Annotated in this window: 12 protein-coding genes and 2 tRNA genes; 2 read left to right on the top strand and 12 right to left on the bottom strand. The window is 66.5% G+C overall.

The genetic code is table 11. From position 1 onward, the window contains the following. Positions 1–17 precede the first annotated feature (17 nt). Entirely contained in the window at positions 18–647 is a 630-nt protein-coding gene (locus AC5RWX_RS15745; RefSeq protein WP_493940714.1) for a CDP-alcohol phosphatidyltransferase family protein, read from the bottom strand. An 88-nt stretch (positions 648–735) separates the two neighbouring features. Then, positions 736–1,518 carry a phage holin family protein gene (locus AC5RWX_RS15750; RefSeq protein WP_493940713.1) on the bottom strand — a complete coding sequence of 261 codons (783 nt, stop codon included), beginning with the start codon at positions 1,516–1,518 and terminating at the stop codon, positions 736–738. Positions 1,519–1,722: 204 nt separating this feature from the next. On the opposite strand from AC5RWX_RS15750, the gene AC5RWX_RS15755 reads away from it, so the two are divergent. Further along, entirely contained in the window at positions 1,723–3,144 is a 1,422-nt protein-coding gene (locus tag AC5RWX_RS15755; RefSeq protein WP_493940712.1) for a GH1 family beta-glucosidase, read from the top strand. A gap of 42 nt (positions 3,145–3,186) precedes the next feature. Here the strand turns inward: AC5RWX_RS15755 and AC5RWX_RS15760 are convergent. The 10 genes from AC5RWX_RS15760 to AC5RWX_RS15805 form a co-directional block, all read right to left on the bottom strand. Further along, positions 3,187–3,262: transfer RNA gene (locus AC5RWX_RS15760), tRNA-Asn, on the bottom strand. 189 nt (positions 3,263–3,451) lie between these two features. Further along, positions 3,452–3,524, bottom strand: a tRNA-Asn gene (locus AC5RWX_RS15765). A 142-nt stretch (positions 3,525–3,666) separates the two neighbouring features. After that, positions 3,667–5,775 carry a DNA primase gene (gene dnaG, locus AC5RWX_RS15770; protein ID WP_493940711.1) on the bottom strand — a complete coding sequence of 703 codons (2,109 nt, stop codon included), beginning with the start codon at positions 5,773–5,775 and terminating at the stop codon, positions 3,667–3,669. Positions 5,776–5,886: 111 nt separating this feature from the next. Then, positions 5,887–7,182: a deoxyguanosinetriphosphate triphosphohydrolase gene (locus AC5RWX_RS15775; protein ID WP_493940710.1), complete on the bottom strand. Its 1,296-nt coding sequence runs from the start codon at positions 7,180–7,182 to the stop codon at positions 5,887–5,889. Next, on the bottom strand, positions 7,175–8,356 hold the full coding sequence (gene dusB / locus AC5RWX_RS15780) for a tRNA dihydrouridine synthase DusB (protein WP_493940709.1): 1,182 nt from the start codon (positions 8,354–8,356) through the stop codon (positions 7,175–7,177). Before dusB ends, AC5RWX_RS15775 begins: the two co-directional genes overlap by 8 nt. A gap of 113 nt (positions 8,357–8,469) precedes the next feature. Next, a complete protein-coding gene (locus AC5RWX_RS15785; protein WP_493940708.1) occupies positions 8,470–9,138 on the bottom strand; it encodes an HAD family hydrolase in 669 nt (222 codons plus the stop codon). A 23-nt stretch (positions 9,139–9,161) separates the two neighbouring features. Next, on the bottom strand, positions 9,162–10,070 hold the full coding sequence (locus tag AC5RWX_RS15790) for a GNAT family N-acetyltransferase (protein ID WP_493940707.1): 909 nt from the start codon (positions 10,068–10,070) through the stop codon (positions 9,162–9,164). A gap of 58 nt (positions 10,071–10,128) precedes the next feature. Then, a complete protein-coding gene (locus tag AC5RWX_RS15795; protein WP_493940706.1) occupies positions 10,129–11,517 on the bottom strand; it encodes a glycine--tRNA ligase in 1,389 nt (462 codons plus the stop codon). Between the two features lie 265 nt (positions 11,518–11,782). Next, complete coding sequence (locus AC5RWX_RS15800; RefSeq protein ID WP_493940705.1) at positions 11,783–12,751, bottom strand: DMT family transporter; 969 nt, start codon at positions 12,749–12,751, stop codon at positions 11,783–11,785. Between the two features lie 30 nt (positions 12,752–12,781). Continuing rightward, entirely contained in the window at positions 12,782–13,792 is a 1,011-nt protein-coding gene (locus AC5RWX_RS15805; protein WP_493940704.1) for a DMT family transporter, read from the bottom strand. A 42-nt stretch (positions 13,793–13,834) separates the two neighbouring features. Between AC5RWX_RS15805 and AC5RWX_RS15810 the strand changes: the two genes are divergently transcribed. After that, complete coding sequence (locus tag AC5RWX_RS15810; RefSeq protein ID WP_493940703.1) at positions 13,835–14,062, top strand: RNA-binding S4 domain-containing protein; 228 nt, start codon at positions 13,835–13,837, stop codon at positions 14,060–14,062. Positions 14,063–14,197: the final 135 nt, after the last annotated feature.

Genomic DNA, 14,197 nt, shown 5'->3' on the forward strand with positions numbered 1-14,197 from the left:
GCTGCCCCGGCTCTGGCTCAACCACGGCCGGACCCGTCGTAGCCGGCCCTGCGCTGCGCCTGGTATTTTCGCCATGCCGCCCGCATATAGCCCAGCCAGGCGAGGACATGGCCCGCGCAGCCCGCGACCAGGATGATGTAGGACAAAGCCAGAAGCCAGTCCTGGCCGAAGCCTTCCACCCGGTGGAGCAGCAGCAGCGGGGTTCCTACCAACAGCAAGGCGGTGCGGATCTTGCCGATGTTCGTGACCGGAAGATCCGGGCTGCCATGGAAAAGGATCAGGGAGAACGCCAGCAGGATGGCATCCGGGATGATGATGGACAGCAGCAGCCACCAGGGCGCAATACCGGCAGCAACAAAGGTGACGGCCACAATGATCAGTGCCAGCCGGTCGGCGACGGGGTCCAGCCACTTTCCAACCGAAGACATTTGGTTGAAGCGCCGCGCTATGTAGCCGTCAACCCAGTCCGTGGACCCCAGCAGCACCAGGGTGATGGTGGCAGCACCGTATGACTCCCGGGCGATGAACCAGACGAACAGCGGCACGGCAAGGAAGCGCAACACCGTGATGAGGTTCGGGATGGTCCAGAAGGTGTGCAGTTCACGGTACTCAAAATCGCGCCGCGTTCCGGCACCGATAATCCTCAACGCTGTCCCTCCCCTCAGCCGTCGTTCCACGCTTCGCAGCCGGCTGTCCTGCAGCCGGCTCCCTTGCCGCCGTGCGGCACTGCGTGCGTTATTTCTGCAGCAACCGCCGGAGCATCACGCCCATCGCCGTCAGCGAGACTGCCAGCGTAGCCAGCGGCTTCCAGCGCTCTTTCAATTCCGGGGCGGCCTCGCCAACTGAGTCCGCCCCGGCCACCAGACGCTCGGTGGCAACATCTGCCGCGTGCCTCGCGAGGGCTTTGGCTTGCTCCGCCCGGGGACGGAGGTCGACACGGCGGCCAAGATCGTCCCGGAGGGTCGCCAGATGATCGCGCCGTTCGGACGTGCGGGCAAGCAGTTCTTCCATCGTCGGAGCCGGCGGCTTGGGTTCTTCCCGCTCCGCCTTCTCCGGCTTGGCCTCTTCCTTGGGCTTCTCCTCCAGCGTTGCCGGATCGAAACTGCTGCCCTCACGAAGCACGCCGACGTCATACCTGACGCCCCGGATGGCTTCGGCCGGCATAAGGGGCATGGTTCTTTTCACCGCCGCATATCCGATCAGAGCCAAAATGCTTCCCACGACCAGGAAGACCGCCGCCACGATCAGCGCCGCCAGCCAGGCGGGCATGACGAGCGCCAGTCCCATGATCGCCGCCACCAAGATGGATATGGCCATGGAGACCAGAAACACCACGGCCGCCACGAGGATCCCGGCGGCAACGCCGACCTTGACGCCCTTGCCTTTGAGTTCGAGCAGGGCGAGAGAGACTTCGTCCTGTAGCTGGCGGGGTGTCAGTTGGCCTGCAAGCCGCGCCAGTTCCACCGTCGACATCTTCGCACCGGTTGCGGTGCTCCTGGGGCCTTCCGGACCGGTCATGGGCTCTGCCTCCATCATTGTCGGTAGTGCGCGAGTGTCCACACCATCAAATTATCATTCTGCCCCAGCTCGGCTCCTCAGTCGTAGGGACGACATTCACAGAAGTGCCATGGGACAAAAAATATGAGTAAACGCTTACGTTTGTTTCCCTCCCCATCTAGGCTGGCAGGCAGTCTGTGTCCGCCCCCGCCGGGAGATCAACCTATGAGCAAGGTCCTGCACTTTCCGAAGAAATTCCTCTGGGGCGCGGCAACGGCCGCTTACCAGGTTGAAGGCGCATCGGACCAGGACGGCCGGACCGATTCAATCTGGGACGCGTTTTGCAGGCTGCCCGGAGCCATAGTCGGCGGCCAGACCGGGCGGACAGCCTGCGACCACTACCACCGGTACCCCGAAGACGTTGCCCTGATGTCCTCCTTGAATCTCGGTGCCTACCGATTCTCCACGGCATGGCCGCGGATCAAGCCGGACGACGGCGCGGTGAATCCGGCCGGGCTGGATTTCTATTCGAGGCTAGTGGATGAGTTGTGTGCCGCGGGCATTAAGCCGTGGCTCACGCTGTACCACTGGGACCTGCCCCAGGCGCTTCAGGAAAAGGGCGGGTGGGCGAACCGGGACACTGCCTACCGCTTCGCAGAGTATGCGCTGGAGGTTCATGAGGCGCTTGGTGACCGCGTACGGGTCTGGACCACTCTGAACGAGCCGTGGTGCTCGGCCTTCCTCGGTTACGGTTCGGGTGTCCATGCCCCGGGAATACAGTCGCGGCCGCAGGCGCTGGCCGCCATGCACCACCTGCTCCTCGGCCATGGCCTGGTCGTGGACGAGCTGCGCCGCCGCGATCCGGGCGCCAAACTCGGTCTCACCCTGAATTTCACGGTGGCAGATCCGCTGGATCCGGACGACCCGGTGGACGTCGACGCCGCCCGCCGCATTGACGGCCAGTTCAATCGCGCTTTCCTCGACCCGGTTTTCCACGGCGCGTATCCTCCCGACTTTCTGGCGGACGTGGAGGAGTACGGACTGGACGCCAGGATTCGGGACGGCGACCTTGACCTGATCCGGACCCGGATCCACACGCTGGGCGTCAACTACTACCACGGAGAAGCGGTGACTGGCCATCCGCGTAAGGATGCCGAAAACGCCCATGCCGCACCGGTGGAGCGCCCGGTGTCCCCGGCCTACCCGGCGGCCGACCATGTCAGTTCCGTTTCCCGCGGCCTGCCGACGACGGCGATGGGCTGGGAAGTCCAACCCGAGGGGCTGTACCGGCTGCTCCTGCGGTTGCAGGACGAATACAGCGGACCGGCCGGGACGGCGCTGTACATTACGGAGAACGGCGCGGCCTTCGATGACGAGGTCTCCGACGACGGCGCAGTCCACGATCCGCAGCGGCTCGAGTTCCTCCGCGCCCACATTATTCAATGCCATCGTGCACTACAGGCCGGTGTGGATCTGCGGGGCTACTTCGGCTGGTCCTTGATGGATAACTTCGAGTGGGCCTGGGGCTACGCCAAACGCTTCGGTTTGACGCGGGTGGACTATGACACGTTGGAGCGCACGGTCAAGGACAGCGGACGCTGGTATGCGCAGGTCGCGGCCAGCAACCAGGTCGAGACCGCGCCATAAAAAAGATCCCGCAGCCGGCCACCGGTGCGGGATCTTTTTCTCTGGCTCCCCCGACTGGACTCGAACCAGTAACCCTTCGATTAACAGTCGAATGCTCTGCCAATTGAGCTACGGGGGAATGAAGCGAATAAAACTCTAGCAGCCCGCCGTCACGGAGCGAAATCGAACGCCCCGCCCTGCCACGACAGCGAGGACTTTCCCGGGAACGCGGCGAATCAGACCGTAGAGACAACCACTCGCCTCGAGCGCCGGGGCCAGAAAGCACCGAATCCCCGACTTCGACTGAAGGCGGGGATTCGTAGTACCGCTCCCCCGACTGGACTCGAACCAGTAACCCTTCGATTAACAGTCGAATGCTCTGCCAATTGAGCTACGGGGGAAGGCTGCCATCCGCCACCGGCGGTTTGACCTCCAACAGCATACTCAATGCAGCCCGGAACTTGCCAATCGTGCACCGCGCAGCAAGGGAGTATGTGGCACGCCTGACATCACCGGTCCCGACGGCTGGCCTGGCCCGCGTTCCTATTCCGAGCGAAGGGCACGGCGCTGCATCTCCAGTTCCATGAGTTCACGGTTGATCCGCTGGAATTCCTCGGGATCGGCGGATGGATCCATCCGCTGCAATTGGCCCAGCTTGTCCGCCTTCAGGTGGGTGATCTGCAGGTCCTGCAGCCGGTTGAGAATCCCCCGGCAATACAGCCGCAGGCCGTCGTCGTTCTGCGCCGGCAGCGGCGTGACCGCCAGTTCGGAGACGAAGCTGCGCAATTCCGCAGGCACCTCTTGGCGGATGGTCTCCACCCACTGGGACGGGGTGGCACCGGACACGCCTGCCGCCCGCACCGCGCCGTGGACGGCCACGTGCATAGGCGCGAGAAAACGGGCCTGCATGAACTGTTCCCACTGGTTCGCATCGAGGAGGCCGGGTTGCTGGATGGCCACTTCCAGCGCCTGGTGTTCCAGCCGGACAACGGGGTCCCGCAGGTCCGGTCTCGGGTAGGCAGGTTCAGGTGCCGGAGCCTGGGCGTAGTCCGGCCCGTGTAAAGGAGCGCTGTCGTAAGGGCTGCCGTCGCTGTGGGAGTGCTGCGCGGCCTGGCCGTACGGCGCCCCCGCGTGGGCGTTCGGTTGCGGCCGGGAAGGAGCGGCCGTGCTCCACCCGCCTTGCCTGTTTGCCGGACGGCTGTTGCCCTGCCAGTCCCGTGCCGAAGATTGCTGCACGCCGCGGTTCGGTTCCTGCCCGCGGCGCTGTTGGTCCCGCTCGCGGCCCGTCTTCCCGGCGGCCCCGCCGCGTTTGACGGCGCCGGCCACCGCGCGGGCGACCTCGTCAACGTCCATGCCCAGCCAGCCGGCAAGCTCACGCGAGTAGCCGGGCCGCATCGCCGGGTCCCTGATGTCGGCCACCACCGGTGCGGCGGCCCGCAGCGCCGAGACCCGTCCCTCGACGGTATCCAGATTGAACTTTTTCAACGTGGCCTTGATGGCGAACTCGAACAACGGGCGGCGGGAACTGATCAGTTCGCGGACCGCACCTTCGCCGTGGCTGAGGCGCAGGTCGCAGGGGTCCGCACCGCTGGGCTCCACCGCAACGTAGGTCTGGGCGACGAACCGCTGGTCTTCTTCGAAGGCCCGCAGCGCGGCCTTCTGACCGGCCTCGTCACCGTCGAAGGTGAAGATTACTTCGCCGCCGGTTCCATCATCGGACAGCAGGCGCCGGGCAATCTTGATGTGGTCCGTTCCGAAGGACGTACCGCATGTCGCCACGGCTGTTTGGATCCCGGAGAGGTGGCAAGCCATCACATCCGTGTAGCCCTCAACGACCACCAGTTGGCGGCTGCGGGCGATGTCCCGCTTGGCCAGATCGATCCCGTAGAGCACCTGTGACTTCTTGTAGAGCACCGTCTCAGGGGTGTTCAAGTACTTGGGTCCCTGATCGTCTTCGTAAAGCTTGCGGGCACCAAAACCAATGGTCGCACCGGTCAGATCGCGGATGGGCCAGATGAGCCGTCCGCGGAATCGGTCGTAGATCCGGCTGTTCCTGCCGTCGGACCCGTCCGATCCGCCGGAGAACATGCCGGTTAGGCGCAGTTCGTCCTGCGTGAAGCCGCGGCCGGTCAGGTGCTTGAGCAGGCCGTCCCAGCCCTGCGGGGCGTAGCCCACGGCAAAATGCTCTGCTGCCGCCTGGTCGAAGCCACGCCCGGACAAGAACTCCCGCGCCGCGGCGGCGCCCGGGGTCTGCAGCTGTTCACGGAAAAACTCCGCGGCGACTTTATGCGCGTCCAGCAGCCGCTGCCGCTTGCCGACGTCTTCCCGGCGCGGGCCTGTTCCACCGTCTTCGTACCGCAGCGTGTAGTTGATCCGGTGGGCCAGCTTCTCCACCGTCTCGGAGAAGGTGGTGTGGTCCATCTTTTGCAGGAAGGAAATGACGTCGCCGCCTTCACCGCAGCCGAAGCAATGGTAGGTCCCCACCTGCGGACGGACGTGGAACGAGGGCGAGCGCTCGTCGTGGAAGGGGCACAGGCCCTTAAAGGAACCGATGCCTGCCGACTTCAGCGTCACGTAGCCGTCGACGATTTCCTTGATGTCAGTACGTTGGCGGACTTCATCGATGTCTTCACGTTTAATGAGTCCGGCCATAGTCCTATGTTATGCAGCGGCGCCAAATCGGCGGCTGCGCCGCGGCTGGCTGGTGACGGCGGTGCCCCGGCGGCCATCTGTGGAGGACGGGTCGGGCCTGCCGGCAGGGCATCAAAGCAGCGTCCGGTGCGCCCCCATCAGGCGTTCGTGCAGCGCCAGGGCGGACACATCAGTGAGCGAGGCGATCTGGTCGATCACCACGCGCAGGCGGGCACCGTCGTCGGCGGCCTCCCGCCAATCGGCGGCAAAGGGCTCTTCCAGATGCTTCTCCCCGGTGGCGTGCAGCTCACTGACCAGGTCGTGCAGGATTTCCTGTTGGTGCTCGTAGACCGGCTGGCGCAGGTCGGCCGTCATCACGAACGTGGTGGCCAGCCCCTTCATCACGGCGATCTCGGTGGCCGTCTCCTGTGGCACCACCAGCTCGGCCTCGTAGCGCGTCAGCTGTTGCGGGCCGTAGATGGAGCGGGTGGCTTCCATCGCGCTGGAGCAGAATCGGCCGATCAACTGGCTCGTCATGTCCTTCAGCGCGGCCATCGCCTTGCGGCTGCCGTCGGCCTCGCGCACCCAGACGCCGGATTGCTCCAGCCGGGTGAGGGCGTCATCCACTTCCTGGGCGTCGCTGGCGGGGAGGTACCACTGCTGGGTATAGCCGATGACACGGCTGCGGGTGTCGGCGCTGTCCAGCCATTTGAGCTGGATGCGCCCGGCCACAATGGCGTCTTCGACGTCGTGCACCGAGTAGGAGATGTCGTCGGCCAGATCCATCACCTGGGCCTCCAGGCAGGAGCGGCGCTCGGCTGCTCCTGCGCGCAGCCAGTTGAAGACGGGAAGGTCGTCCTCGTAGGCGCCGAACTTGCTGGTGCGCTTGCCGTGGATGACCGGCGCATCGTTCGCGGCCCACGGGTACTTGCACGCCGCGTCCAGGCTGGCCCGGGTGAGGTTCAGGCCGGCCGGAGAACCGTCCGGGCGCAGGATCTTCGGCTCCAGCCGGGTGAGCAGTCGAAGGGTCTGCGCATTGCCTTCGAAACCGCCGATGGCATGCGCAGCCGCGTTGAGCGCGGTCTCCCCGTTGTGCCCGAACGGAGGATGGCCCAGGTCGTGGGATAGGCAGGCTGCGTCCACCACGTCCGGGTCGCAACCCAGCGACCGGCCCAGTTCGCGGCCCACCTGCGCCACCTCCAGGCTGTGGGTCAGCCGGGTCCGGACAAAATCGTCCGTGTCCGGGGAGACCACCTGCGTTTTGGCGCCCAGACGGCGCAGAGCCGACGAATGAAGGACCCGCGCACGGTCCCGTTCAAACTGTGTGCGGTAGGTGCTCTTCGGTTTCTCCGCGTACCAGCGTTCCTGATCGAATTCCGTGTATCCCGGCGTAGGTGGCGCCGGGTGGCCGGTACGCGCCTCAGCCACCGGAGACGTCCAGTTCCGCTGCGGCGATCATTGCCTTGTGGTCGGCGTTCAGTTCACGGCTGGAGAGCCAGCCGTCCGGCAGCGCCGGGCGCTTGGGTGAACCGGCGCGGCCCCGCGGCCCCTCGGCGTCTGCTCCCGGGTAGGGCGCATCGGCGTCGAGTTCGGACAGCAGTTCGCGGAGCACCTCCAGCGTGGGCACCTGGGCCAGCGCGGCCCGCAGTTCGCCGCCCACCGAGTACCCCTTGAAGTACCAGGCCACATGCTTGCGGATATCCCGCAGCGCCTTCCCCTCGTCCTCGAAATAATCCACCAGCAGCTCGGCGTGCCGGTAGAAACTGTCCGCAACATCCTTCAGCCCCGGGCGGAAACGGGTGTCGGTGCCCTCGAAGGCTGCCTGCAGATCACCGAACAGCCAGGGGCGGCCTTGGCACCCGCGGCCGACGACGACGCCGTCCACCCCGGTCTGCTGGACCATCCGCACCGCGTCCTCGGCGCTCCAGATGTCGCCGTTGCCCAGTACCGGCACATCCGGCAGGGCCTCGCGCAGTTCGGCGATCGCGTTCCAGTCCGCTTGGCCGGAGTAGAACTGGCTGGCCGTGCGGCCGTGCAGTGCGACGGCGGCCACCCCGGCGTCGCGGGCGATCTTGCCGGCCTCGATAAAGGTGAGGTGGTCGTCGTCGATCCCCTTGCGCATCTTGATGGTCAGCGGCACGTTGCCCTTGGCGGCCTCGCGCGTCGCGGCCTGCACGATCGCCGTGAACAGCTCGGTCTTCCACGGGAGCGCGGAACCGCCGCCGCGGCGGGTGACCTTGGGAACCGGGCAGCCAAAGTTCAAGTCGATATGGTCGGCGCGGTCTTCCTCCACCAGCAGCCGGACGGCAGCGCCCACCGTCTTCGGGTCTACCCCGTACAGCTGGACGGAGCGCACAGCCTCATCCTCGTCATGCGAGATGATCCGCATCGATTCGCGGTTGCGTTCGACAAGCGCTCGGGAGGTGACCATTTCCGCCACGTAGAGGCCGCCGCCATACTCGCGGCAAAGCCGGCGGAATGCCTTGTTCGTAATGCCGGCCATCGGAGCCAGGACTACCGGGGTGTCGACGGTGATCGGCCCGATTTTGAGCGGCGGAAGCTCAAGCTTGGCGGTCGATTCGGATGCAGCGGTAAGTGTCACCAGTCCATTCTCTCAAAACCGAACAAATCCGTCCGCCCGCACACCCTCCTGTGGATCGCCGCACGGCGCTGAGGCCTGGCCGGCAGCAGCCGGGGAACCGGGCGTCCCTCAATCTACCCGCGCAGGAGGCCGCCCAGGGCGCTTTCAGAAAAGTGTTCCAGCAGGTCCTGCGGGTTCCGGTAGACCTCGGCCGCGCCCGCTTGGGTCAGGACCTCCGCGGGGGTTCCGCCACACTCGAGGCCGATGCAGGGAATCCCCAGTTCTCCCGCCGCGTGGATGTCCCAGACGGCGTCGCCAACAAAGACGGTGTCGTCGGCCCGGAGCCCGGCCGCGTCCAGGGCGGCTTGCAGAATGTCCGGTGCCGGTTTGCTGTTATCGGCGTCCGCTGAGCTGGTGGCGGCGGTGATCGACCCGTCGGCGTCGATCACCCGGCGCAGCACGGCCAGCTCGGCTTCCTCGGCAGACGATGCCAGGACGACGGCGAGTCCCTCCGCGGCCGCGCGGTCCACCAACTCCCGGGCGCCGTCAAAGCGGCGCAGCGCCGGCCAGTAGGTGGAGAAGACGGCGCCGTGGGCGGCCTTGAGCTGCTCGTCCTGCGTCCGGTCGCGGCCGTCGTCTAGCAGTTGCTCGATGAGCCTGCCGCCGCCCATCCCGACGCAGCGGTGGATGGCAGCCATCGGAACGTCAACCCCTGCCTGCCGGAACGCCTGCCACCAGGCCAGCACGTGCAGGTAGTTCGAGTCCACCAGCGTCCCGTCGACGTCGAACAGCACACCCTTCATGTCCACTCCTTTGCTTCGCCGTGTCAGTCGCTGACGATGGAGGTTGCCGGGCCCAGCTGCCTGGCGGCGCCGGAGTCCAGCAGCGGCTGCAGCACAGCAAGCACGGCGGTCATCGAATCGTCCACCTCCAGCTGCACCGGGTACTGGGCCACCAGCATCGCCAGCAGCGCACGGACGGCTGCCTCGGCGTCTTCGGCCGGCAGAGCCGTGTCGTAGCCCAGCAGCACGTCGGCCGGTGCGTCGGTGCGCTCATGGGTGTAGCTGACGGCGAAGGCCTGGATGGTGCCGCCCTCGGCCTTCGGCGCACTGCGCAGCACCACCGCTCCACCGGCTCCTGCTGACTCGCTGAGCAGCATCTGCTGTGCCCGCCCCACGGTCATGTCCGCCCGGTCCCACACGTGGACCGAGTTGTAAAAGTCCGCCACCGCCCGGGTCAGCTCCACCGACCCGGTGGCCGCCTCCTCCAGCTGCGGGCCGGTCTCGCCCAGGGCTGGCAGCGGCAGCGCCCCGGGCGAAACCAACACCACGCGTGAACTCTGGATCTGGGTCAAACCGGCGGCCCGGGCAAACGCGGCACCGGATGTGTCCGGCTCCACTTTGGCCCGGAGCTTCCGCACGCCGGACGGCGCCTGCTCGGCTTCGGCGCGAAGCCTCGCCAGCAGGTCGCTGGCGACACCCGCGCCGCGGTGCTCGCGGGCAACTTCGACGTAGACCCACAACCGGTCCGGGTGCAGGCTGGTCTCATAGACGGCACCTGCGGCAACCGCTATCCCCTGGTCCTCCGCCACAATGCACCGCGACCAGGGCTGGTCGGCGGACGGCCGGAGCATGGCGCGGAAATGCCCGGCCTGGCCGGTTTCCGGATCGCCCCAGATTTCCAGCAGGGCCAAGTCATCATCCTCGCGCCAGTCGCGGTAGGTCAGCTGGGCCATGGTTCTCCTTCGTCGGGTGCGCTAAACGGTCGGTTCCTGGGGCGGTAACGGATGCTTGTCAGGCGCCGACCAGACGGGCCGCCAGGTATCCTTCGACCTTGTCCAGGGAGACGCGCTCCTGGGCCATCGAATCGCGTTCCCGGATGGTCACTGCCTGGTCCTCGAGGGTGTCGAAGTCCACAGTGATGCAGAACGGGGTGCCGATTTCGTCCTGACGGCGGTAGCGGCGGCCGATGGCGCCGGCGTCATCGAAGTCGATGTTCCAGTTCTTGCGCAGCGCCGCTCCGAGTTCCTTGGCCTTGGGCGAGAGGTCCTCGTTGCGGGACAGCGGCAGCACAGCGGCTTTGACCGGGGCAAGCCGCGGATCCAGCCGCAGCACGGTGCGCTTGTCCACCCCGCCCTTGGCGTTCGGCGCCTCGTCCTCGGTGTAGGCGTCCACCAGGAACGCCATGAAGGAGCGGGTCAGGCCCGCGGCCGGCTCGATCACGTACGGGGTATAGCGCTCGTTGGTGGCCTGGTTGAAGTAGCTCAGGTCGGTGCCGGAGTGCTTGGTATGGGTGGACAGGTCGAAGTCGGTGCGGTTGGCGATGCCTTCCAGCTCGCCCCATTCCGAGCCCTGGAAACCGAAGCGGTATTCGACGTCGGTGGTGCCCTTCGAGTAATGGCTCAGCTTCTCCAGCGGGTGCTCGAAGAGGCGCAGGTTGTCCCGGTTGATGCCCAGGTCCACGTACCACTGCAGCCGGGCGTCGATCCAGTACTGGTGCCACTCTTCGTCCGTGCCCGGCTCCACGAAGAACTCCATCTCCATCTGCTCGAATTCACGCGTGCGGAAGATGAAGTTGCCCGGGGTGATCTCATTGCGGAAGCTCTTGCCGATCTGGCCGATGCCGAACGGCGGCTTTTTCCGTGAGGTGGTCAGCACATTGTTGAAGTTCACGAAGATGCCCTGCGCGGTCTCCGGGCGCAGGTAATGCATGCCTTCCTCCTGGGCCACCGGGCCCAAGAAGGTCTTGAGCAGGCCGGAGAATTCCTGCGGTTCGGTCCATTCGCCCTTGGTGCCGCAGTTGACGCAGGCAATATCCTTCAGGCCGTTTTCCGGCGCCCGGCCCTTCTTCTCCTCGTATTCTTCCTCGAGGTGGTCGGCACGGTAGCGCTTGTGGCAGTTGAGGCATTCCACCAGCGGGTCGGAAAAGACGTCCACATGGCCCGATGCTTCCCAGACCTGGCGCGGCAGGATCACCGAGGAATCCAGCCCGACGACGTCGTCGCGGCCGCGCACCATGGTCTGCCACCACTGGCGCTTGATGTTTTCCTTCAGCTCGACGCCGAGCGGTCCGTAGTCCCATGCGGAGCGGGATCCACCGTAAATCTCACCAGCCTGGAAAACGAAACCGCGGCGCTTGGCCAGCGAAATGATCGAATCGAGGACTGATTTGGCTGCTGCCATGAGGTGGCTCTCCGTATCTCTCCAGGGCCGCTGGGTGCGGTCCGCAGGCTGTGATGGCACTAATTCGACCGGCAGTTGCGGTGCGGATCGGCGCGTAGCGAAGCTACAACGTTAGCCTACCGAAAACGCGAACCCGAACCCGCATGAGGGCTGCCGCGACATATGATTCCGGACCGCCCGTACCAACAGAGCAACGACGACGGCGGCGGCGGCGAAGCCAGGGACCGCAACGGCGGCGGCGCAGCCAGAGACCGCAGCGGTGCCGTCAACCGCTTCGGGAGGAACGCCGTTGCCACGGCAGCGTGCCGAGCACAGCGGCCACGAGAGTCAGCAGCGTACCGAGCACCGTCGCCGTCGTAATCACAGTGCCAGGTGCCGGCACGGCCAGGTCCAGCAGCAGCGAGCCCAGGATCTGCCCCGAAATCATGCCCAGTCCGGTCTGGAGCACGCCCAGCGAACGCACCAGCACCGCGGCCAGCGCGATGAAGGCACAGCCGATCGGCCCGCCCAGGTAATACCACCACTCGGCCGGCAGCGGATTGCCGGTGCCGGCGATCGCCACTTTGATCCCCCAGGCAGCCCACAGCAGCGCGCCGCCCACAATAAAGTTGATCAGCGTGGCGGGCCACGGCGATCGGTAGTGCATGGTCTGCACCCCGTTCAGGGCCTGCTGGAAACTTAGCAGGAAACCCGCGGCCAGCGGCAGCAGCACCGGCAGCAGCCATTCGCTTGCCGGGCCGCCGAGGGAAAGCTTGGGCGACACCGCCCAGGCCACCGCCAGCACGGTCAGCACGGCGCTGACGAGGCGGATACCGGTTACCGGGCTCCGTCCGCCCGGCCCCAAGCCCAGCCGGTCCACCAGCAAACCGGACATGGTTTGCCCGGTCACCATCGCGACGGTGAACAGCGCGATGCCGATCAGCGCCACGGTTTCGGCCTGGCTCAGGACCAGGAAAGCACCGCTGGCGCCGGCGAGCAAGTACCAGCGCGGGAACTCTCGCTCGCGCAGCGCCGGAGCCACGCGGAGCAGTCCGCGGCGGGCCGCCGGCAGCAGCAGGCAGAGTGCTGCCAGCAGCACCAGGCCGGTGCTGAAACTGACGACGGCGGCCGCCAGTCCGTCGTCGAGCCGCGCGCCGAGCGCACCATTGATCCGGCCTTGAATCGGCATGCATACGCCGGCCGCAACAGCCAAGGGCAAACCAACGGCCAGCGGCAGACGATGGTGGTTAGGCACACCAACTACCTTAAGGCCGGGGCGCCGCGTTTAAGGCCGGGGCGCCGCGGCGGTGCCGGAATGCTCCGCCGCCCCGCTGCGCCGTCCCGCCCTCCAGCGGGGCACCGGCACGGCGGCCAGCAGCAGCCCGGCCATGGCCAGCAGCGTGCCCAGCACGGTGGCGGGAGCCAGCAGGGTGCCGGGTACCGGGAACCAGGCCTCCAGGGCGAGCGATCCGAGCAGTTGCCCGGCGATCATCCCGATTCCGGCCAGCAGGACGCCGAGCGAGCGCACCAGGATGTTGGCAAAGACCACGAACACGCAGCCCATCGGCCCGGCCAGGTAGTACCACCACTCGGACGGCAGTGGATTGCCGGTGCCTGCCACCGCCACCTTCACCAGCCACGCCAGCCACAGCGCGAGGCTGCCGGCGGCGAAATTGATCAGCGTGGCCGTCAGCGGTGTGCCGTAATGCACGGAGGCCGTTCCGTTCATTGCCTGCTGGAAACTGCGCAGGAAGCCGGCCGTCAAGGGCAGCAGCACCAACAACAACCAGAGGCCGCCGGACTCAACCGAGAACTTCGGCGACGCCGCCCAAGCGACTGCCACCAGGGTCAGCGCCGCGCAGGCGACCCGCCGTGCGGTGATCGCTTTCCGTCCGGCCGGCCCCAACCCCATCCGGTCCACCAGCAGGCCGCTGAGCGAAGTGCCGGCGACGGTGGCCACAATGAACAGCGCAATACCGATCTGCGCGACGGTCAGGCCTTGGGACAACACCATGAAGGCCCCGAGGCACCCCGCCAGCAGGTACCAGCGCGGAAAACGGCGTGCGCGCAGGGCAGGGGCAATCCGGCGAAGTCCGGCGCGGCCGCCGGGCAGCACCAGGGTCACCACCACCATCACCGCCAGCCCCACACTGAAACTGACGACGGCGGCCGCCAGACCGTCGTCGAGCTCCGCTCCGAGAGCGCCGGTGATCCGGCCCTGCACAGGGATGGCCAGGCCGGTGCCGACAGCCAGCGGCAGGCTCAGGATCAGCGGAAGCGGCGAGGTACTGGGCACACTGGACACCTTATGCCGGGCCGGGTCAGGCATGATGGAGGCATGGCTTCCGACGAAATGTATGACGTGCCGATCCGCGACGAAATGATCCGGCTGGGCCAGCTGCTCAAGCTGGCCAACCTGGCCGAAGACGGGATCCAGGCCAAGGAATTAGTCGAGAACGGGCTGGTGAAGGTGAACGGCGAGATCGAGACCCGCCGCGGACGCCAACTGCACGCCGGGGACACGGTCAGCTGCAACGGCGAAACGGTGCGCGTCAGCCGCGGCTGACGCGCACCGCACATCACGCTTTACACCACGACGGCGGGCCCGCTGCTCGACGGGTCTCAAACTTTCAAGTAATAGTGATTCTGTGCGATCATGGACGGCATGACTGAAACTACTTATCAGCCCGTGGTCGCCTGG

The organism is Arthrobacter sp. SPT-J7 (genome assembly GCF_059089965.1).